Origin of the sequence: Kitasatospora sp. NBC_00070 (genome assembly GCF_045041205.1) — a bacterium.
Lineage (GTDB): Bacteria > Actinomycetota > Actinomycetes > Streptomycetales > Streptomycetaceae > Kitasatospora.
In genome coordinates this window covers 250,433-269,472 of the sequence record NZ_CP108247.1, presented here as the reverse complement: position 1 = coordinate 269,472, position 19,040 = coordinate 250,433, and the positions used below count along the sequence as shown (strand labels likewise).

Here is a 19,040-nt window from a genome sequence, read left to right as displayed (position 1 = left end):
CCACGACCCGGGCCGGGAGGCTGGTGGACGTCCACCCCACCACTGCACCGGAGGCCCCCATGACCGTGCTCACGCTCGAATCCGCCGCCCGCATCGCCGCTGCGGGCCGGCACGCCGCGGCCGGGATCGGGACGGCGATGAACATCGCGGTGGTCGACGCGGGCGGCCACCTGCTGCACTTCTCCCGGATGGACGACGCGTGGCTCGGGTCGATCGACCTGGCACTGAAGAAGGCCAAGACCTCCGTCCTGTTCCGGATGCCCACCTCGGTGCTCGGCGCGGTCTCCCAGCCGGGCGGGCCGGCGTACGGCATCGAGTGGAGCAACGGCGGGCTGGTCTCGTTCGGCGGCGGCCTCCCGATCACCGACGCGGCGGGCCGGGTGCTGGGTGCCATCGGCGTCTCCGGTGGTACGGGCGACCAGGACGTCCAAGTGGCGCAGGCGGGTCTGGCAGCCCTCTGAACGGACGGACGGCCCGTCAGTCGCCGACCGGTTCAGGCCGTCAGGCGGGCGTGCAGCGCCCCGTCGGTGCGGCCGAGCCTGCGGGCGGCCAGCCAGGCGGCGGCGCCGGCGGTGTTGCCGGTGTGGGAGAGCGGGGCGTCGGGCCAGCGGGCGGCGATCCGGGCGCGGACCGAGGTGCAGAGCGGGGAGCCGGGCGAGAGCACGCCACCGGCCAGCACCACGGGGAGGGCCGAATCCGCCGGGCGGACGGCGGTGAGCGAGTCGAGCAGGTGGTCGGCCGCCCGCTCGACCAGCCGCCGGGCCGCCGGGTCACCCGCGGTGGCGGCGGCCAGGACGAGCGGGGCGAGCCGGGCCAGCCGGACGGGGGCGTCGGCATGGACGGCGGCGATCACGGCGGCGCGGGTCCCCGGCCCGGCCGGGAGCGGGCCGGCCAGGGCGGTGACCACCCGGGCGGCGAGGCCGTCGAGCTCGCCCCGGTCGTTGGCGGCGAGGGCGGCCGTGACCGCCGCCCGGCCGAGCCAGAAGCCGGAACCCCGGTCGCCGAGCAGCCAGCCGTGGCCGTCGGCGATCCGGACCGGCTCGAAGTCCCGGCACTGGGCCGCGGCCGCGCCGGTGCCGCTGAGCAGCACCGACCCGGCCGGGCCCGCCGTGCCTGCGGCGTAGGCGAGTTCGAGGTCGCTGACCAGGTGCGGAGTGGTCAGGAGCCCGGCGGCGGGCCAGACCTGATCGAGGGTCGGGCCCGTGATCTGACCGCCCGCCAGGCCGATCACCCCGGCGGTGACCCTGGCCGGATCGACCTCGGCCAGGGCGGTGCGCAGGGCGGCCAGGACGTGCCGGGCGGCGGTCGCCCCGCCGTGCGAGACCGGATTGCCGCCCGCACCGGTGGCCGTGGCGAGCACCCGGCCGTCCAGATCGGCGAGCAGCACCCGGCTGGTGGTGCCGCCGACGTCCAGGCCGAGCACGAGCGGTCCGCCGGTCATGCGGTACGGCGGATCCGGCCGGCGTACTGGGCCTCCAGCACCCGGTTGTGCTCGTCGCCGCCGGGGATGTTGGCCGACAGGTAGACCGGCGGGACGCCGCCGGCGGCCTCGATCCGGGCGATCACCTCGGCGACGATCTGCTGGGCGAGCAGCGCGGCGGTGATCGAGGAGATGCCGCAGGCCAGGCCACCGCTCTTCATCGGCAGCACGGCGTCGCCGAACGGCGCCCCGTTGTCCAGCGCGACGTCGGCCAGGTCGCGCAGCCGCAGGCCGGACGGGTGCTTGGGCTGGACCCGGGCGGTGTGCTCGGCCGAGGTGATGACGATCACCGGATGGCCGTTCTCCTTGGCCAGCCGGGCGAGTTCGACCACGCAGCCGTTCACCCCGGAGTTGGAGGCGAGCACGAAGACGTCGGCCGGGTGCGGGGCCGCGAGTTCGAACAGCAGGGCGGCGGAGTCGGTGCCGCGCTCCAACTCGGGCCCCTTCAGCACGTCCAGGGGCCGGCCGCCGTACAGCACCACGTCGCGCAGGGCGATCCGGTTGCTGGGGACCAGCCCGCCAGCCCGGCCCGCGAGCTCCATCGCGAGCGCCTCCGAGTGTCCGGTGCCGAAGGCCTGCACGATGCCGTCGGCCGCCAGTGCCGAGGCGATCAACTGGGCTGCCCTGGCCACCCCTTCGGCCTGCTCCTTGCCGACCCGGTCGATCGCGGCGTGGACCGCGGCCGTGAACTCCGCCGCTGACGGTGTGGGCACCTGGACCTCCTCGTTGGGCTCGCTGTGCTGCCCAACTATTGGGCTGCACCCGGCCGCTGTCAACGAGTGGTCTGGACCGGGTGCGGGGCGGTGCCCGGAGGCCCCGGTGACCGGCCCGTGGTGTGCCGCTGGGGGTGCCGCGGGTCGGCGCAGCAGGCCCGGGGCGGGGCCCGTCCGTGGACCTGTCACACTGATCGACATGACCCCCGACCGCCGCAGCCTCGGGCTGCCCGCATTCTCCGAACCCGCCACCGACGCGCCCGTCCCGGCCCCGAGCACCGGCCGGCACCTGCACCCCGTCGAGCAGGGCGCCGACTTCCGGCAGCCGCCCGGCGAGGAGGTCGCCGAGCCGCGTCCGGCCCGTCGGCCGCTCGCCGTGGGCGGGCTGACGTTCTCCGACCCGGACTCCGGTACCGCGATCTGACGCCAGGCCCGCCGCCGGACACCGACGGCTCGTCAGCCCGGCGGCCGTACGCGCCGGCCCGGGCCAGGCAGGTTTTCGGCGGCGGGCTGTGACATGATCGCGCCCCCATCGCGTTGGAAGGACATGAAGGACACGACGGAGCACGACCCGGCACCCGAAGGGCCGGCGAACTTCCTGGAGTTCGCCGCCGGGCGCGGGCCGCACCTGGTGCGGACGGCCTTCCTGCTGACCGGCGGCGACGCCCATCTCGCGGAGGACCTGGCGCAGGAGACGCTGGGCCGGATGTTCGCCCGGTGGCGCACGGTGTCACGGATGGAGAACCCGGTCGGCTACGCGCAGACGACCCTGGTCAACACCTTCCTGACCCACAAGCGGCGCCGGAGCAGCGGTGAGCACGTCACCGACACCTTCTCCGAGACGCCGGTCAGCGAGGGGGACCCGGCGCTGCGGCTGACGCTGCTGCACGCGCTGGCCCAACTCCCGCCCCAGGACCGGGCGGTGTTGGTGCTCCGGTTCTGGGAGGACCGCAGCGTGGAGGAGACGGCGACGATCCTCAAGCAGCGGTCGGGCGCGGTCCGCACCCGCAGCGGACGGGCGCTGGAGCGCCTGCGCAGCGTGCTCGGCACCGAACTCGCAGAACTGGCCGTCAAGTGAGGACGCAGCCGCCCGGACCCCAGCCCGAGGAGAGCCACGCCATGTCGACCGAGGACGATCTCGTCAAGGCCCTGCGCGGTGCGGCCGCCCTGGCCCCGCAGCCGTCGCCGCCCGCCTTCGCCGCCGGTGCCGCCGCCCGGGGCCGGGCGATCCGCCGGCGCCGCCGCGCCGCCGCGCTGGTCGGGGCCGCGGCCCTGGCCCTGTGCACGGTGACCGCGGTCGCGGTGCTGCCGGGCAGCGGCAGGGGCACCACTGTCGCCTCCGACGACCCGTCGATCTCCGCCGCCTTCATGGAGCAGACCGTACGGGCGCTGCTGCCGCCCGGCCAGGTCGCCCAGGTGCACGCCTCGGGCGTGGAGAAGGCCAAGCCCTTCGGGGAGATCGCGCAGATCGCCCTCACCCTCGACGACGGCAAGGGGCCCACCCAGCTCGGTCTGACCACCGAACGGATGGCGCTGCCGGTCGACGCGGACACCCCAGGCACCGAATGCATGGCAGGCCTTCAGCGCGGCACCTGCGAGCGTACGGTCCGCCCCGACGGGACGATCGTGGTGGTGGAGCAGGACAGCTGGGTGCAGGCTCCGGTCCGCCGGCAGTGGGTGGTGACCGCCACCACGACGGACGGCCGGCGGATCCGCCTGGAGGCATCGCTCGCCGACGGCGAGCGGACCGACTCCGCGGTCGGCGTGCCGCAGATGATCGGGATCGTCACCAGTACCACCTGGGACCCGGTGTTCGGAGCGGTGACCACCCCGAGGTACCCCAAGCAGGCGTTCTCCGGCCTGCCGGCGGCCAGGATCGCCGCGACCGCCACCGCCCTGCTGCCGCCGGGCGTCACGGCCAAGGCCCCCGAAGGCCGGTTCGCCAACGGCCAGACCGTGCTGACGCTGACCGGGCAGGACCGTCAGGTGGTGCTCAACATCAGCGCGCAGCGCTACGGCGTCATCACCCGGGAGGCCTTCGAGTCGGGGGCCGACCCGAGCAACCTGACCCGGACCGCCGACGGGACCTCGGTGGTCCGCCGCGAGTCGCGGGCGGACTCGGACGAGACCGGCCCGGTGCTCACCTGGTCGGCCGAGGCGCTGCACCCGGACGGCACCCGGGTGAGTGTCGGCCAGGCCGCGCCGGGTGTCTGGCCGGACGTTCCGCCGCTGTCCGGGCGGGAGGTGCTGACGATGGACCAGCTGGCGGCCATCGTGGCCTCGCCGACCTGGCAGGGGTGACACCCCGGGCGGCTCGGGGGACCGATCGTCACCCGAGCCGTCACCCGAGCCGTCGCCGGGCCCGCAGGTACTCCCGGCCGAGCAGCCGCAGCGCGGCGGGCTTGGACGGGCTCGCGGGCCCGCGCAGCAGCGCACCGCCTGCGGCGCGGGCGGCGGCGCTGGTGAGCCGGTCCACCCCGACCAGGCAGCGCACCATCGGCCGGTGGGCGGCCGGTACCAGGTCGACGACCGCCGCTCCCTCGGCCAAGGTGCGGTCCACCCGGTCGAGTTGGTCGGCCAGCAGGTCCAGCACGGCCGGTACGGCGCGCGCCTGCTCCAGGTCGGCGCGGGTGACGCCGTGCTGCTCCAGCGTCGCCACCGGGAGGGTGAGCCGACCGTCCGTCAGGTCCTCGGCCAGGTCGTTGACGAAGTCCAGCCGCTGGCTCGCGTCGATGAACGTCCGGCAGGCCGCCTGAAAGGCCGTCCGGTCGCCGTCCGGGCCGAGCAGTGTGGCGACCACCAGGAAGGCGGGCAGCGAGTACCCGTCCACGTAGCGCTGGTAGTCCTCCTCGGTGGCGAACCCGGTGAAGTCGAGATCCGTGGCCGCCGCGGCGAGGTAGTCCGCCACGCGGTCGCGGAGCACCGGGTGCGCGCCGACGGTGTGCAGCAGGGGGCGGATCTCCGGATCGTCCGAGCGGCCGGTGGCGAGAGCCTCGGAGACCTCGTGTGCCCAACGGGCGGACGCCGCCTTGCGGTTGGCCGGCGGGCCGCTGTCCAGCAGGGTGTCGGTGTGGTGCATGAACGCGGCGGCCGCGATCACGTGCGGCACCGTCGCGCCGGGCAGCAGCAGTCCGGTGGCCAGCGCCACCTCCCGCTTGTACGCGGCGACCTGCCGCCGCTGCCGGCCGTAGTCGGCCCGCAGCCCCGGGTCGTGCACCCCGGCCGCGTCCAGCGCCCGTTCCCACCTGCCCACTCGGCCCACCGATCGTCTCGTTCCCGGCGCCGAGCCTAGCCGGTGGCCGCCGGGCGGCCCGTGCGGGTGCTCCGGGAACCGAAACGGTCTCTTCCGGGCCACGGCTCAAGGCCTGCATACCGATTTGCGGTACACCGGCGGCCTCTGCCACCCCACCACCCCGCTGCGCGGCACCGTTGGACGGCCATCGCCCGTACGGCAACCGATCGCGCATCGGTTGCCGTACGGGCGTGGCCGGATCAGCCGTTCGCGCTGATGGCCGGCCCGGCCCGGCCGGGCGCGCACTCGGTGGTGGCACCCCGCAGGGTGTCGCCCGCCACACCTTCCGCCTCAGCGGCCGGTCAGTGCTCCACGCTGGTGACGCTGCAGTTCGGGCGGCCCGGGCACCTCCGGTCGTCGTTGACCGCGAGCCAGAGGAGGAAGATCAGCCACAGCACTGCCACCACACCGAAGAGCAGACCGAACCGGTCCACGCCGAACCACTTCTTCTTCACTGCGTCCCCCTCACGCCGTGTGCGCCCGGGCCCATCCCCGGGAGCCCAGCTGAAGATGTACCCGCACCTCGGCGGCGCTAGGGAGCGTATCGAGTCGTGATCAATCTGTGGGATGTGCCTTCGTGGCACGGCCCGGTCCGGTAGACCGTCTTGCGTGACGCGAGTTCAACTGACTGATGATGAGTGGGAGTTCATCGAGCCGTACCTGCCGATCGGCGAGTACGGCCCGTACCCCGAGCGGCTGCGGCAGCAGTTCGAGGGTGTGATCTGGCGGTTCAAGACGGGCGGGCAGTGGCGGGAGATGCCGACGGAGTTCGGCGCCTGGTCGACCGTCCACAACCGCTTCCGGCAGTGGCGCAACGCCGGGGTCTTCGAGGCCCTGCTGGAGGGCACGATCGCGGAAGCCGCGAAGCGCGGTGAGGTAGATCTGTCCCTGGTCAGCATCGACTCCACCACCGCCCGGGCCCACCACGACGCGGCCGGCATGCACCTCGACGGGGACGTCGTCACCGCCCTGGAGAAAGCCGCCGCCGAGGAGGAGAAGGCTAGGTCAAAGGGGGCGGCCTCGAAGAACAAAGCGGGCAGGAGGCCGAAAGCGATCCCGCGCGAGAGGAGCGAAGACGCATCCGGCGTCGGCACGGACTCCGACTGAAGGCCGCCCTGCTCGGCAGGTCCCGGGGCGGACTCACCAGCAAAATTCATCTCGCCGCGGACCGCGGATGCCGTCCGCTTGCACTTGTCCTGACCGCCGGACAGGCCGGGGACAGCCCGCAGTTCATCCCCGTTCTGAAGAGGGTGCGGGTGCGCGGGCCCGTCGGCCGTCCCCGCACCCGGCCGGACGCGGTCGCCGGGGACAAGGCCTACTCGTCCCGCGGAAACCGCGCCCACCTGCGTAAACGCCGAATCAAGGCGGTCATCCCGGAGAAGAAGGACCAGGCCGCCAACCGGAAGAAGAAGGGCTCCGGAGGCGGCCGCCCCGTCAGCCACGACGCCGACCTCTACAAGGAGCGGAACACCGTCGAGCGCGCGATCAACAGGATGAAGGCGTGGCGCGGCATCGCCACCCGCTACGACAAGACTCCGGGCAGCTACCTCGCCGGCCTCCACCTCCGCGCCTCGATTATCTGGATCAAGGACCTCACGCGAAGCTCCACTTGATCACAACCAAATACGCTCCCTAGTGCCGTGCCCCGGCATATCCTTGTGGCGTCCTGGTCGCATATGCCGGCCGTCGCTTCTGACCCAACGGCCCGGCCAAGGAAGACCAGTTGACCCCGCACTCGCTCGCGTTCTACCTGGACGTGGTCGCCTCCGGAACGGTGCTCGATGCCAAGCCGACGGACAGTCCCGACCAGGTCACCGCGATCCTGGGTGCCGACTTCGCCGAGAACTCCCGTGACGACCACAGCATGTGGCGCGACTACGGACTGGTCGAGTTCTTCTGGCAGCGGGAGACGCCGGACCACCCTTGGGAGGGGCACCACTTCACGCTGCAGGTGCATCGACTGTCGTACCGGGGCGACGGCATCGTCAACAAGGCGATTCGCGACCGGTACGGGCGCTTCGACCGGCACCTCGGGTTCGACAAACTGGAGCGACTGTTGGGGAAGCGCGGCCTGCCCCTGGAGGACGTGCCGGACGCGAACGGTCCAGAGTTCACCCAGCACTGGCAGCCCGCTTCGCAGGTGTCCGTCATGGTGTACCGGGCCCACCCGGAGTGGCGGCAACGTCGGCGCGGCGGCGATCGTCTCGGAGACGTGCGCAAGATCCTTTCATCGGTGAGCGCCGAAGAAGTGGCCTGGCACAGGAAGCGCTACGGTCGTCAGGACAGCCGCTGAGCACTACCGGCCGGGAGGTCCGCTGCCGTCACAGCCGCCTCCTCACTTCGGCCACGGCCCGCGCGGCAGTTCTCGCCCCGGACGTCCTCCCCTTTTTGAGGGCCGGCGGGTGCGCCCACCGGATCGTGTGTGCCGTTACGGGGAGCTGGAATGAGCCGCAATCATAGAAATCTTCACGAAGGCCGCACTAGGCTGGCCGCCACCAGAAGATGACGCATCGTCACATGGCCGTCTGCAACGGTGTCTGCTGCGCCCGGCGCGCCTCGGGCCGAGGACGCCCGACGACCGACTCGACGAGAGGGGCCGGACATGACGCGTTCCCGGAGGCCGGCACGGTACAGCTTCCTACCGGGAGTCCTGGGCCTGGTGATCCTGTCAGCCCTGAGCGGCTGCGCAACCAGCTCCGGCGGCTCCGCGGACGCCGAACCCGCGAAACCGGCGCTCGATGTCTGCGCGTTGGCGACCGAGGAGGAGGTCGGGGCGGTCCTCAGCCAACCGGCCAAGGGAAGCCGGGACGACACCGCCCTGCCGGGCCTCACACAGTGCACCTACGTGAACGCCGCCAAGGGCCGCAAAGTCTTCATCACCCTGCTGCCCTACGAGGTCAGCCGACTCACCAAGTCCGGCACACCGGTGGCCGGAGTGGGCGACGTGGCCCTGTACGAGGAAGCCTCGATCGGTGGCCATCTGTACGTGCGCAAGGGCTCGGTCAACTTCGCCGTCAACTACGCGTTCGACCCCCTTGCCCCGGGAAGCCCCGACGAGCACTCCAGTCAGATCCGCGACCACCTCGAAACGCTGGCCCGCGCGATCGTGTCAAGGCTGTGAGCGGCCGCATGTGCGAGGTCGAAGGAGGACGGTCCCGACGACGGACGGGTGCTTCGTTCCCGAGCGGTGCCGTCGTCACGCCCAGCGGTGGACCCGCAGCTCACGGCAGCGCCAGGACAGTTGCCGCGCGTCCGCCCGAGGTCTGCGGTGGCCCCACTGTCCGTCGGCCACGGACAGGTTGACGACGAGCCAGGCACGCCAGGCCGGGCCCACGCCTTGGCCGTCGGCGTGGACCTGGTGGCCGTCCACCGACCAGTCCACCGAGTCGGTGCCGAACAGGCAGCTGACGGCAAGCCACTTGCCGGGCGTGACCAAGCCGTTCAGGTAGGCCGGCTCACCGGGGCGGACGTGGTTGCTCAACTCCAGCATCCGCGGGTGGTCGTCGTGGTACTCGAAGACGTCCACCTCGCCGTGGCCCGGCTGCGGGCGGCCGGGGGAGACGTCCCGGCCCCAGGTCCAGATCGCCGGCCAGACGCCCGGCGCGGCCGACAGCAGGCACTGCGCCTCCAGCCGGTCACCGGGCCGTAGTTCGAACCCGCCCTCGGTGTTCTCCGTGGTCACCAGCGGTGTCCGCCATCGGCGCGAGGTCTCGCGGACCGCCGTGAACCGGTCCCCGTCCGGCCCGTAGCCGGGGACCAGGTGGTCCAGCTTGTTGTCGGCCGGGTTGAGGCCGCCCGGCGGGTAGGCGGACGAGACCCCGGCCGCCCACTGCCTGCGATCGGAGAACGGGGCGTCGAACACCACGGCCGGTCCGGCCGGCACGCCGCTCGGCGGAAACGATTCGGTCACCGGGTGCTCCTCGGTTCGCATGATCGGGTCACCGCGGGTATGCCCGTCGAGCGGTACCCCGACCGCCCGGCCAACCGGCGCGCGGAGGTGCGAGCGCCCGCACTCAGGGGCGTGCCCACACGGGTTGCGGCGCGCTCGCGCCCTCCCGGACCCGCCCTCCGAGCGGGCGTTCTCAACGGCGCAGGGACTCGCCGTAGTCGCGCCAGTGTTCTCCGGTCTCGCGGCCCTGCTGCTCTGCCTGCCGGCCGGTTTCGCGGCCCTGCTGTTCCAGTTGGCGGCCGAGGTCGCGCGCCCCCGGGGTCGAGGCGTCGGCAGGGTGGGCGGCCGGTTCCGTGGGGGTGGTGACGGTGGTGGGGTCCGAGGCGGGTTCGGTGTCGTCGCGTTCGGTGGCCGCGCACCCGGTGGCGGCTGCCACGGTGAGGGCGAGGGCGGCCAGAGTGACAAGGCGGGGTCGGCGGTTCATGGCACCATCCTGGTGTTCCCGGCTCGCTGGAGGGGGCGCGGAAGGTCCCGTCAGATGTGGTCTTTCGTCACTGATTCGCTGTCCGGCCCCGGCCCTCTGAGGGCGCGGCGCCGCTCCTGGAGATGCACCCGCGGCACCTGCGGCAGGCGAGCCCCGCTGACGGGCTGTCAGGGGACGGGGCCGCGTGAAGCCGCCGGTCCGGGGCACACGGTCCCGCATGATGACACCAGGGGGTAGACCCTTCATCCGGTGGACACTCCCGGCGCTGTCGGCTCAGGCCGTCCTGCTGGTGCTGGCCGGACTCCTCGTCACGCACCCGCCGTTCGGCCTCTGGGACCCACAGGAATCGACGGTGGTGACCTGGTTGGCGGAGCACCGGACCCCGGCACTGGATCATGCCTCCGGATGGGTCTCGGCGGTCGCGTTCACGCCCGCCGTCGTCACCGTGACCGCGCTGGTGATGCCGGCGCTGGTGCTCGCGGGCCGGCCGCGCCGCTGGCGGGAGGCGCTGTTCGTCGGTGGCGCGGTGCTCGCCCAGGCCGTCGTCTTCGTGTCGGTGGCGGCCCTGGTGGACCGGACCCGGCCCGACGTGCTCCGGCTGGACGGGGCGCTGCCCACCTCCAGCTTCCCGTCCGGGCACGTGGGCGCCGCGACCGCCCTGTACGGGGCGCTGGCCGTGCTCCTCCTGCGGTCGGCGCACGGCCGACGGTGGCGGGTGCCGGTCGGCGCGCTGGCCTGCCTGGTACCGCTGGTGGTCGCGGTGAGCCGGCTCTACCGGGGGATGCACTATCCGAGCGACGTGCTGGCCGGGTTGCTGAACGGCGCCGCCGCCCTGCTGGTGCTGAGCCCGTTCCTGCGGCCCCGCCGGGACCCGGCCGCCTCGGCCCCACCCGGCCGGGTCCCGGCGGGGAGCGGACGGACGGGCGAGCCGGCGGACCGGCGGGTGATGGTGGTGTCCAATCCCGCGGTGGCCGGCCCCGACGTCCTCGACGGCGTCCGCGTGATGCTGACCGAGCACGGTTACCCCGAGCCCCGGCTGACCGAGACCGACCCGGACGACCTCGGACGGTCGGCCGCCGCCCGGGCGGTGGCCGACGGCTTCCCGCTGCTGGTGGTCTGCGGCGGCGACGGCACCGTCACCGCCTGCGCCCAGGCCCTCGCCGGGACCGGGACGGCGCTGGCCATCGTTCCGTGCGGCACCGGCAACCTGCTCGCCCGCAACCTCGGCCTGCCGACCTCGCCGGTCGGTGCGCTGGCCGCCGCGCTCGACGGCGCGCCGCGCCGGATCGACCTGGCACTGGCGGAGGGCGACGGCATCGAGCCGACCCTGGTCGGCGTGATGGCCGGGATCGGCCTGGACGCGGCCGTCATGGCGGACACCGGGCGGGACCTCAAGCGCCGCCTGGGCTGGGCCGCCTACGGGGTGGGCATCGTCCGACACCTGCGGGACCGGAGGATGCGGCTGGCCGTCACGGTCGACGACGGAGCCACCTTCCACCGCCGGGCCGCGATGGCCGTGGTCGGCAATGTCGGCTCGCTCCAAGGCGGCGTGCGCCTGCTGCCGCAGGCGGAGCCGGACGACGGTGTGCTCGACCTGGTGCTGCTCCAGCCCCGGGGACCGGTGGGCTGGTGCGGCGCCGTACTCCGGCTGGTGACCGGCCGTCAGGGCCGGGCGGAGCAGGAGACCCGGCCGGGCGGACCCGCCCGGGGCGGGCGGTCGGCCGGCGCGAGCAGCCTGGAACACTTCCGCGGCCGCCGGATCACGCTCGTCACGGAGCGCGGGACCCCGCGTGAGCTGGACGGTGAGCCGGTGAAGGACGGTCGGCGCCTGCAGCTGACCGTACGGCCCGGCGCTCTGCTGGTGCACGCGCCGGTCCCGGCCGGCGGCCGGGGCGACCGGACCGGGGGCACGGCGTCGCGACCGGGTACGGAGGACCGCCCGGCGGCCGAGGCCGGCAGCCGACCGGTCGGGGCGGCGGGCTGATGGGCACCGCGCGGAGGGTGCGCGGCCGGGGCGAGGAGCTGTCCGCCGACGATGCCGTCGCGACCCTGCGGAAGCACGGGCGCTGGCCGCTGTTCCGCGACGCCCTGGTCCGGTTCCGGTACGCCGACGGTTTCAGCCACGCGCGGGCGCTGGCCTTCCAGACCGTCCTGGCCGTCGTGCCGTTCGTCATCGCCGTGATCGGCCTCTCCGAGGTCATGCACACCGAGCGGATCGGAAAGGTCGCGGAGCTCACCATCGAGCGGTTCACCGCAGGCCCGAGCGCGGACATGGTCCGCGAGGTGCTGGACCGCAGCCGGACGCGAGCCGGTTCGGGTGGCTCCGTCGCGCTCTGGTTCGGCCTGGTGTTCTCGATGGTCAACCTGGTCACGGCGATGAGCCAGATCGAACGCGGCGCGAACCGCATCTACGGCATCGAGCGGGACCGCCCGGCGGATCGCAAGTACGGCCGGGGCGTGCTGATGGCCGTCCTGGCCGGGCTGCCGATGGGAGCGGGCTTCGTGGTCCTGGTGGCCGGCCCGGAGATCGCCGCCTCGGTGGCCGACGTCTACCAACCGGGCACCGGGGTGGCGACCATCTGGACGGTGCTCCGCTGGCCGGTGGGTTTCGGCCTGGCCCTGCTCTCCGCCGTGGTGATCTTCCGGCGGGCACCGCGTCGCAAGCAGCCGGGCTACAGCTGGCTTGCCTTCGGCGCCGCCGTGTACCTCGTGCTCTGGATGGCCGCCACCTGGTTGCTCCGCCTCTACCTGCGGATCAGCGGGTCCTTCGACGCCGTGTACGGCCCCCTCAGCGCGGGCGTCTCACTCCTGGTCTGGGCCTACCTGACGGCGATCGCCCTGCTGCTCGGGATCTCGTTCGCGGCCCAGTTGGAGGCGGACCGGAACGGCCAGTGCACGCCGATCAGCCCGGATCCGGGGGCTGACCAGCCCGAGCGGGGGTAGCCGCAGCAGCGTGAAGACCGACATCCGATGCCTCCTCCGCCGTCTCCCGCGTCGATCGCTGGGCGCCGCCGACCGTCGCTTCGGCGGGCGGCTGCTGGTGGTGGCAGGTGCGTTCACCCTCGCCTCGGTGCCGGCCGGCCTCCTGCTGGTGCTGATCGAGGCCGGCTGGCAGCCACTGGCCGAGCTCGACCGAGCGGCCGCAGAGCGCCTGCACGCCGCTGTCCTGGAGCACCCGGCGCTGCTGTCCGTGATCCGGGTGCTGAGCGACCACGTGTGGGATCCGGTCACCATGCGGCTGGCGGTCGCGGCGGCGGTGGGCTGGCTGCTGTACCGGCGCGCGTGGCGGCTGGCCGCGTGGGCGGCGGCCACCGAGATCGCGGCCGGTCTCACCGGTCTCCTGGTCAAACTGGTGGTCGGCCGGGTCCGCCCGAGCCTGCCCGACCCCGTGGCGCTCGCGCCCGGGTACTCCTTCCCCTCCGGGCACGCGATGACGGCGGCCGCCTCCTGTGCGGTGCTGCTGCTGGTCCTGGAGCCGGTGGTCCCCCGGGGGCTCCGGTGGGCCGCCCGGGCGCTGGCGGCGGTGTCCGTCCTCGGCGTGGGCTTCACCCGGGTCGCACTGGGTGTGCACTGGGCCAGCGACGTGCTCGGCGGCTGGCTGCTCGGGGCCGGGCTGGTGGCGGCGACGGCCTGGACCTTCGACACCTGGCGCCGGGAGACCGGCCGCAGCGTGCCGCCGGTGACGGCGGGCCTGGAACCGGAGCTGGCGACCGCAGGCTCCGAAGGGCCCGAGGCGCCCGTTCGCGGGCAGCGGTGACGGTACGTCAGGCCCGCGCCGGACCGCCCGGCGCGGTGGTCACCACGGTGTGCAGGGTCCCGCCGAGAGACGGTCAGGTCCAGTTGCACTGGTGGAAGGGCACGATGAGCGGGTTGACGGCGTAGTCCCAGGAGACGTCCGGTCGCCAGGTCTCCAAGTCCCAGCTGTCGCCGGTCACATGGCTTCCGTCGGGCTTGGTGTAGGCGTAGCGGGAGTGGCAGGCGAGTTGCTTGTAGAGGGAGGATCCCTGGGAGTCGCTGAGGCCCCTGGGATAGGGAACGGCGCTCCACGCCTGGTCCCAGAGGGCGTTGTAGTCGGTGTCGGCGTCGTCGAATCCCCGGTCGGTGGGATAGACGAAGATGTCGATGTCACCGTTGTGGACGGCCTTCCACACGTGTGTCCGCTTGACCCAGGGGACGTTGGTGGTGCCCTCGTAGCCGACGCACTCGCCGATGCAGGTGCCGTGCGGCTCGCCCCGGCCGGCGGACCAGAAGAGGCTGATGTGACGGGCGGAGAAGGTCTGGCGGACCCCGTTGTACCCGGGGTCGGCGAACTCGTCGCTGGTGGGGTAGCCGAACTCGCCGCCCTCCCAGCCGTACTGGCCCCAGAGTTCGCCGATCTTGCCCCAGACGGGGTGGGCACCGTTCGAGAGGGTGGGGTGCCAGTAGACGGTGCCGCCTTCGAACTGCTGGCGCCGGCCCTGGCCGTCCGGGTTGGTCAGCTCGTCGTCGGTGGGGAAGCCCAGTCGGCCGTTCTCCCAACCGAGGCCGCCCCACTTGTCACGGACGGCTCCCCAGACGGGGTGGGCGCCGGTGGCCGCCGTCCAGTAGATGGAGCCGCCGACGAAGGTGTTGTACCGGCCGCGCCCGTTCGGTGTGGGCAGTTCATCGGAGGTGGGGCAGCCCAGCGGGCCGTTCTCGCCCTGTACGGACTGGTACTTGGCGAGGATGTCGCCGCCGACCTGATGGCCGCAGATCGTCTCGTCGGCCGCGGCCGGGCCGGCCTGTCCGGTCACCATGGCGAGGGCGGCGGCGCAGGTGAGGGCCGCCGCCCTCAGAAGGCGGGGCGTGGTGGTTCGGGTGTTCAACTGTGTTCCCCTATCGCCTGTTGGGCACGGAGGTCACATGGTGCCCGGTCGGATTCGTGGGCGGGCCCGTACACGCCGGTGAGGGCGGACGATGGCCGGAATGTGCTGCTGACCGGGAGCGGCCCGTCCGCCCGGTCGGGGGTCGCCGGAATCGGTGGGGGAGCTGGGTGGGTGGGTTGCGCGGTTCGGGGTAGCCGGGAGGTGGCAAGGACGCCACCCACTCCGGATCAGGGGCGGGTCGGCTCCACCACGACCTGAGGAGTGGCCCACCGATGACGACAGGGATACCGGGGAACGACAGCTCCACGCCGTCCGTGGACGAGCTGACCACCCAAGCCGACCGCACCCGCGAGGAGTTGAGTCACAGCATGAAAGGTCTCACCGATGACACCGACGCTGCCGTCCGCGCCGTGACCGCCGCCAAGCACCAGGCCCAGGAGATCGCCGAACACGCCGCCGCCCTGGTCCGTGACACCGTCACCCACGCGATCGACACCGCCCACTCCCACACCCACGACCCCGCCGTCCGCGAACACCTCGACCAGGCCGCCACCCTGGCTCGCGACACCGCGGCACACCTCGCACATCTCGCACACCGCAGCACCGAACACACCTCCTCACAGCTCCGAGCGCAGGCCGGCCGCGCCGCCAGGGCCGCCCGCAGCAACCCCAAGCCCCTCCTGGTCGCGGCCGCCGCCGCGATCCTCACCGCCCTCGTGCTGCGCCGTCTGCTCGACGGACGCCGGTGAGAGTGACGAAGACCGTTCCCCAGGCCGGTCGGGCTCGTCCTGGGGCCGGCCGGCGGTGCCGGTGGACTCCCGGACGCGCTCGGTCGGGGTCGGTGAGCCGAGCGGAGCGGTGCACGGCCCTCGGCGCGGGTGAGTCGCTCCAACCTGCCCGTCGACAACCCATCCCGTGGCAGCCCTACGACGCCACCTGACAGAGCATTGCTAGTGCACGCAGAATTCGTTGCCCTCCGGGTCCGTCATGACCGTCCACTCGCCGGCCGGTTCCTTGACGTGACGGAAGACCTGGGCGCCGAGGGCGGTCAGGCGCTCGACCTCCTTGTCCCGCTCGCCCGCAGGGCCGTGCAGGTCGATGTGCAGGCGGTTCTTGACGGTCTTCTTCTCCGACTCCGGCACCCGGTTGAAGAGCAGCCGACGCCCCAGCCCGGTGCCGCTCTCCGGGTCGAACGGCTCGTCGGGGTGACGGACCGCCGCCGCGTCGCGCCAGGCCTGCCGGTCGCCGTGCTCGATGACCAGATCGGGCGGGACGGCGCCGAGGCCGAGCAGCTTGCCGATCAGCGGGCTGTGGTCCTCGACCGTGTAGTGCAGCGCGGCGGCCCAGAAGTCGGCCTGCGCGTGCGGGTCGTGGGAGTCGACAACGAGCTTCCAGTGCAGCGGGGTTGGTGTCATGGGCGGCACCCTACCGACCCGCACCGACGGTGCTGCCGACGCCGCGCCCGGCGGACGGCGGGTCAGATCCCGGAGGTGGCGGCGAGGGAGCCGGCGGCGACCGCCGCGGTGAGGGCGGCGTGGTCGGCGACGGTGCGGTCCGCGTAGTGCAGGGCGAAGTCGGCGATCGCCCGGTCGAAGGTGTCGGTGTCGCCGAGGTAGCCCGCGATCGCGATCCGGTCGCCGGAGCGGGCGTGCGCGCGGGCCAGGGCGGTGCCGCACAGCCGGGCGTACTGGCGGAGGGCGGCCGGGGTCATGGTCTCGACGGCGGCCGACCCCTTCATGTCGCGGAGCTGGCGACCGTAGAAGTGCCGGCCGTTCGGGCCGGTCATCCAGCCGAGGAAGATGTCACCGGCGGCCTGCATCAGCCGCTGCCCCGCGACCACCCGGTGCCCCTGGTGTTCGTGGCCGCCGGCCGGCAGGTGGTCCGCCAGGACGGACCGGCCGGCCTCCTTGACCTGCAGGAAGAGCGGGTCGTGCTCGTCCCGGCCGGTCAGCAGGATGATGAAGCAGCGGGTGCCGACGCTCCCCACACCGACCACCTTCCGTGCGGTGTCGACGAAGCGGAACCGGTCGAGGAGCAGCCGGCGCTCCTCGGGGAGGGTGCTGCGGTACTCGCTGAAGATCTTGCCGACGGCCCGCAGCTCGGTGCTGCTCACCGCCTCCAGCAGCGGCGGGTCCTGCAGGATGCGCCGGCGGCCGTCCCGCCGCTCGGTGAGCTTGCCGAGCGCCTGCAGGCTGGTCCGGCGGCGGGCCCGGCCGAGGTTGGCCTCGGCCCGGCGGCGGTTCCTGGGTTCACGGATCAGGTCGAGCACCTGGTCGGCGTCGATCCGCTCGTACCAGACCGCGAGTTCACCCAGCTCGGCCAGCTGCCGGACGGCGAGCCGGTAGGCCCGGGCGGCCGCGCGGGCCGCCCGCCACGCCTGCTCGTCGCCGTGCCCGTTGTCGCGGGCGGCCACCGCGACGCTGGCGGCGAGGCGCTTGACGTCCCACTCGAACGGCCCCGGCAGGGTCTCGTCGAAGTCGTTGAGGTCGAACAGCAACGCCCGTTCGGGGGAGGCGAACACGCCGAAGTTCAGCAGGTGCGCGTCACCGCAGAGCTGGACGTTCAGCCCGGTGTTCGGGACGGCCGCCAGGTCGGCGGCCATCACGGCGGCCGCACCGCGCAGGAAGGTGAACGGGGACACCGCCATCCGGCCGTACCGGATCGGCAGCAGCTCGGCGACCCGGTCGGCGCCCTGCCGCTCCAGTACGGCGAGCGGGTCCGGCCGGTCGGCGGCGGCGGTCCAGCGGCCGTGCGCCGAGCGGGTGACGGTCTTTCGGGCGGCGCGGCCGCGGCGTGCTCGCTCGGCTGGGCTGGTCATGGGGCGGTTCCTGTCGTCCGTCGTCCGTCGCTCGTACTCGTCGCTCGTGGGGTGGGTGGGTGCTCCGGGTCAGCTCTTCCTGCCTCGGGCGGTCGTCTTCTTCGTGGCGGCTGCCGGGGCCGGTGTCGCCCGGGGGGACGGCGTGGTCCGTGCGGTCCGCGTGGTCGGCCACTTGAGTTCGATCTCCAGCTCGATGTGTCCGTCGCCGACCTCGATCTCGAACTCGCTGGTGAGTTCGTCGGGGACCCGCAGGGTGAGCTTCCCCGAGCCCAGGTCAAGCTCGGCGGTGCCGCCGCTCCGCAGCGCCTCGGCCAGTGCGGCGAGCCGATCGGCCACCTCCAGGCGGGAGAGCGTGCCCTCTTGCTCGAACTTCAGGTCCTTCACGGTGCCTCCGATTCGGCGGAACAGCAGGTAGGGCCCATTCTGTGGCCGGGCAGTGCGGCGGGCACCCGGGGCGTGATCGGTCGGTCCGTCAGGTCCGGGGCGTGTCCCGCGAGACGGTGGTCGGCGGCGGTCTACAGTGCCGGTGACGGGCGGACCGAGGCGGAGACCGGAGCGGACGATGAAGGCAGCTCGGTTCAGCAGCTTCGGCGGCCCCGAGGTCCTGGAGATCGTGGAACTCGCCGACCCGCAGCCCGGGCCGGGCCAGGTCCGGATCGCGGTGCGTGCGGCCGGGGTCAACGCCGGCGACTGGAAGAAGCGCCAGGGCCTGATGGACCGGGAGCTCCCGCAGACCCTGGGCCACGAGGCAGCGGGCGTCGTCGACCGGCTCGGTGACGGTGTGTCGGACGTTGCCGTGGGCGACCGCGTCTTCGGCCTCTCGGGTGAAGGCGCAGCACAGGCCGAGTCGGCGGTGCTCGACCACTACGTCCCCATGCCGCCCGCCCTCGACTTCGCCACGGCTGCGGCACTGCCCGCCGCACTGGAGACGGCCGCGCGGTCCCTGGACCAGCTCGGCGTGGCGGCCGGCTCGACGCTCCTGGTCAACGGCGCCTCGGGCAGCATCGGCGGCGCGGCGGTCCAACTCGCCGTGGCGCGGGGCGCAAGGGTGATCGGCACGGCCGGACCGGCCAACCACGACCATCTGCGCTCCCTCGGAGCCGAACCCGTGGCGTACGGCGAGGGCATGGCCGCTCGGGTCCGCACGCTCGCCCCCGGCGGGGTCGACCTGGCCCTCGACGTCGCGGGCAGCGGCGTACTGCCCGAACTCATCGCGTTGGCGGGCGCCCCGGCGAACGTGGTGACGATCGCCGACTTCGCCGGTGCCCGCGAGCACGGCGTCCGGTTCAGCCGGGGTGACACCGGCCGGGCGCTGTACGTGCTCACGGAGATCGGGCCACTGATCGAGGCGGGCCGGTTCGTGCCGCCCACCGTACGGACCTTCCCACTCGCCGACATCGCCGAGGCGCACCGCGTGGGCGAGGCAGGTGGCCTGCGCGGGAAGCTCGTGCTCCTGGTCGACTGAGTCGGTCACGGCTCGTCCGGGGCTCCGGCCACCGACCGAGGCGGTGGCCCGCGAG

At 73.4% G+C, this 19,040-nt stretch carries 21 protein-coding genes and 1 pseudogene; 12 read left to right on the top strand and 10 right to left on the bottom strand.

Annotation, left to right across the window (positions count from 1 at the left end; all coding sequences use genetic code 11):
- The first annotated feature begins 59 nt into the window (after positions 1–59).
- Positions 60–461 (top strand): heme-binding protein, encoded by a 402-nt coding sequence (locus OHV05_RS01305; protein ID WP_405015881.1) that lies wholly within the window; start codon positions 60–62, stop codon positions 459–461.
- 32 nt (positions 462–493) lie between these two features.
- On the opposite strand, the gene OHV05_RS01300 is transcribed toward OHV05_RS01305, so the two are convergent.
- Positions 494–1,441 (bottom strand): N-acetylglucosamine kinase, encoded by a 948-nt coding sequence (locus tag OHV05_RS01300; protein WP_405015880.1) that lies wholly within the window; start codon positions 1,439–1,441, stop codon positions 494–496.
- Positions 1,438–2,193 carry a sugar isomerase domain-containing protein gene (locus tag OHV05_RS01295; RefSeq protein ID WP_405015879.1) on the bottom strand — a complete coding sequence of 252 codons (756 nt, stop codon included), beginning with the start codon at positions 2,191–2,193 and terminating at the stop codon, positions 1,438–1,440. The genes OHV05_RS01300 and OHV05_RS01295 overlap by 4 nt, the downstream gene beginning before the upstream one ends.
- 199 nt (positions 2,194–2,392) lie before the next feature.
- Between OHV05_RS01295 and OHV05_RS01290 the strand changes: the two genes are divergently transcribed.
- The 3 genes from OHV05_RS01290 (at position 2,393) to OHV05_RS01280 (ending at position 4,494) form a co-directional block, all read left to right on the top strand.
- Positions 2,393–2,617, top strand: coding sequence for a hypothetical protein (locus OHV05_RS01290; RefSeq protein WP_405015878.1), 225 nt, complete (start codon positions 2,393–2,395; stop codon positions 2,615–2,617).
- Between the two features lie 123 nt (positions 2,618–2,740).
- On the top strand, positions 2,741–3,271 hold the full coding sequence (locus OHV05_RS01285; protein WP_405015877.1) for a SigE family RNA polymerase sigma factor: 531 nt from the start codon (positions 2,741–2,743) through the stop codon (positions 3,269–3,271).
- A gap of 41 nt (positions 3,272–3,312) precedes the next feature.
- Positions 3,313–4,494: a hypothetical protein gene (locus OHV05_RS01280; protein WP_405015876.1), complete on the top strand. Its 1,182-nt coding sequence runs from the start codon at positions 3,313–3,315 to the stop codon at positions 4,492–4,494.
- A 40-nt stretch (positions 4,495–4,534) separates the two neighbouring features.
- On the opposite strand, the gene OHV05_RS01275 is transcribed toward OHV05_RS01280, so the two are convergent.
- Positions 4,535–5,446: a phytoene/squalene synthase family protein gene (locus OHV05_RS01275; RefSeq protein ID WP_405015875.1), complete on the bottom strand. Its 912-nt coding sequence runs from the start codon at positions 5,444–5,446 to the stop codon at positions 4,535–4,537.
- Positions 5,447–5,787: 341 nt separating this feature from the next.
- Positions 5,788–5,940: a hypothetical protein gene (locus tag OHV05_RS01270; RefSeq protein ID WP_405015874.1), complete on the bottom strand. Its 153-nt coding sequence runs from the start codon at positions 5,938–5,940 to the stop codon at positions 5,788–5,790.
- A 154-nt stretch (positions 5,941–6,094) separates the two neighbouring features.
- Here OHV05_RS01270 and OHV05_RS01265 point away from each other — a divergent pair.
- The 3 genes and pseudogenes from OHV05_RS01265 to OHV05_RS01255 all read left to right on the top strand — a co-directional run bounded on the left by OHV05_RS01265 (position 6,095) and on the right by OHV05_RS01255 (position 8,606).
- Positions 6,095–7,098: pseudogene (locus OHV05_RS01265) on the top strand (IS5 family transposase).
- 110 nt (positions 7,099–7,208) lie between these two features.
- Entirely contained in the window at positions 7,209–7,778 is a 570-nt protein-coding gene (locus OHV05_RS01260; protein WP_405015873.1) for a hypothetical protein, read from the top strand.
- 366 nt (positions 7,779–8,144) lie between these two features.
- Positions 8,145–8,606, top strand: a complete 462-nt coding sequence (locus tag OHV05_RS01255) for a hypothetical protein (RefSeq protein WP_405015872.1) — start codon at positions 8,145–8,147, stop codon at positions 8,604–8,606.
- A 75-nt stretch (positions 8,607–8,681) separates the two neighbouring features.
- Here OHV05_RS01255 and OHV05_RS01250 read toward each other — a convergent pair whose 3' ends face one another.
- Entirely contained in the window at positions 8,682–9,395 is a 714-nt protein-coding gene (locus OHV05_RS01250; protein WP_405015871.1) for a beta-glucanase, read from the bottom strand.
- A 172-nt stretch (positions 9,396–9,567) separates the two neighbouring features.
- Positions 9,568–9,858 (bottom strand): hypothetical protein, encoded by a 291-nt coding sequence (locus tag OHV05_RS01245; protein WP_405015870.1) that lies wholly within the window; start codon positions 9,856–9,858, stop codon positions 9,568–9,570.
- A gap of 352 nt (positions 9,859–10,210) precedes the next feature.
- Here OHV05_RS01245 and OHV05_RS01240 point away from each other — a divergent pair, with 352 nt between their 5' ends.
- Genes OHV05_RS01240 through OHV05_RS01230 form a run of 3 tightly spaced genes read left to right on the top strand, consistent with a single transcriptional unit; the run spans position 10,211 to position 13,615 of the window.
- Positions 10,211–11,842, top strand: a complete 1,632-nt coding sequence (locus OHV05_RS01240) for a diacylglycerol kinase family protein (RefSeq protein ID WP_405015869.1) — start codon at positions 10,211–10,213, stop codon at positions 11,840–11,842.
- Positions 11,842–12,801 carry a YihY/virulence factor BrkB family protein gene (locus tag OHV05_RS01235; RefSeq protein WP_405015868.1) on the top strand — a complete coding sequence of 320 codons (960 nt, stop codon included), beginning with the start codon at positions 11,842–11,844 and terminating at the stop codon, positions 12,799–12,801. Before OHV05_RS01240 ends, OHV05_RS01235 begins: the two co-directional genes overlap by 1 nt.
- Before the next feature lie 10 nt (positions 12,802–12,811).
- Complete coding sequence (locus OHV05_RS01230; RefSeq protein ID WP_405015867.1) at positions 12,812–13,615, top strand: phosphatase PAP2 family protein; 804 nt, start codon at positions 12,812–12,814, stop codon at positions 13,613–13,615.
- Between the two features lie 73 nt (positions 13,616–13,688).
- Here OHV05_RS01230 and OHV05_RS01225 read toward each other — a convergent pair whose 3' ends face one another.
- Entirely contained in the window at positions 13,689–14,702 is a 1,014-nt protein-coding gene (locus OHV05_RS01225) for a DUF2599 domain-containing protein (protein ID WP_405015866.1), read from the bottom strand.
- A 272-nt stretch (positions 14,703–14,974) separates the two neighbouring features.
- Between OHV05_RS01225 and OHV05_RS01220 the strand changes: the two genes are divergently transcribed.
- The gene (locus tag OHV05_RS01220) at positions 14,975–15,451 is read left to right on the top strand and encodes a hypothetical protein (protein WP_405015865.1); all 477 of its coding nucleotides are present in this window, start codon (positions 14,975–14,977) and stop codon (positions 15,449–15,451) included.
- A gap of 201 nt (positions 15,452–15,652) precedes the next feature.
- Here the strand turns inward: OHV05_RS01220 and OHV05_RS01215 are convergent, their stop codons facing one another.
- From OHV05_RS01215 to OHV05_RS01205, 3 genes are all read right to left on the bottom strand, one after another.
- Positions 15,653–16,117: a VOC family protein gene (locus OHV05_RS01215; RefSeq protein WP_405015864.1), complete on the bottom strand. Its 465-nt coding sequence runs from the start codon at positions 16,115–16,117 to the stop codon at positions 15,653–15,655.
- Between the two features lie 62 nt (positions 16,118–16,179).
- Positions 16,180–17,520, bottom strand: coding sequence for a DUF2252 domain-containing protein (locus OHV05_RS01210; RefSeq protein ID WP_405015863.1), 1,341 nt, complete (start codon positions 17,518–17,520; stop codon positions 16,180–16,182).
- A 69-nt stretch (positions 17,521–17,589) separates the two neighbouring features.
- Entirely contained in the window at positions 17,590–17,904 is a 315-nt protein-coding gene (locus OHV05_RS01205; protein WP_405015862.1) for an amphi-Trp domain-containing protein, read from the bottom strand.
- 178 nt (positions 17,905–18,082) lie between these two features.
- Here OHV05_RS01205 and OHV05_RS01200 point away from each other — a divergent pair, with 178 nt between their 5' ends.
- Positions 18,083–18,985: an NADP-dependent oxidoreductase gene (locus tag OHV05_RS01200; RefSeq protein ID WP_405015861.1), complete on the top strand. Its 903-nt coding sequence runs from the start codon at positions 18,083–18,085 to the stop codon at positions 18,983–18,985.
- Positions 18,986–19,040: the final 55 nt, after the last annotated feature.

Excerpts from the sequence above, each read along its gene's own strand:
- OHV05_RS01305 (WP_405015881.1), top strand. The coding sequence starts at position 60 with ATGACCGTGCTCACGCTCGAATCCGCCGCCCGCATCGCCGCTGCGGGC.
- OHV05_RS01300 (WP_405015880.1), bottom strand. The coding sequence starts at position 1,441 with ATGACCGGCGGACCGCTCGTGCTCGGCCTGGACGTCGGCGGCACCACC.
- OHV05_RS01290 (WP_405015878.1), top strand. The coding sequence starts at position 2,393 with ATGACCCCCGACCGCCGCAGCCTCGGGCTGCCCGCATTCTCCGAACCC.
- OHV05_RS01285 (WP_405015877.1), top strand. The coding sequence starts at position 2,741 with ATGAAGGACACGACGGAGCACGACCCGGCACCCGAAGGGCCGGCGAAC.
- OHV05_RS01280 (WP_405015876.1), top strand. The coding sequence starts at position 3,313 with ATGTCGACCGAGGACGATCTCGTCAAGGCCCTGCGCGGTGCGGCCGCC.
- OHV05_RS01245 (WP_405015870.1), bottom strand. The coding sequence starts at position 9,858 with ATGAACCGCCGACCCCGCCTTGTCACTCTGGCCGCCCTCGCCCTCACC.
- OHV05_RS01235 (WP_405015868.1), top strand. The coding sequence starts at position 11,842 with ATGGGCACCGCGCGGAGGGTGCGCGGCCGGGGCGAGGAGCTGTCCGCC.
- OHV05_RS01220 (WP_405015865.1), top strand. The coding sequence starts at position 14,975 with ATGACGACAGGGATACCGGGGAACGACAGCTCCACGCCGTCCGTGGAC.
- OHV05_RS01215 (WP_405015864.1), bottom strand. The coding sequence starts at position 16,117 with ATGACACCAACCCCGCTGCACTGGAAGCTCGTTGTCGACTCCCACGAC.
- OHV05_RS01210 (WP_405015863.1), bottom strand. The coding sequence starts at position 17,520 with ATGACCAGCCCAGCCGAGCGAGCACGCCGCGGCCGCGCCGCCCGAAAG.
- OHV05_RS01200 (WP_405015861.1), top strand. The coding sequence starts at position 18,083 with ATGAAGGCAGCTCGGTTCAGCAGCTTCGGCGGCCCCGAGGTCCTGGAG.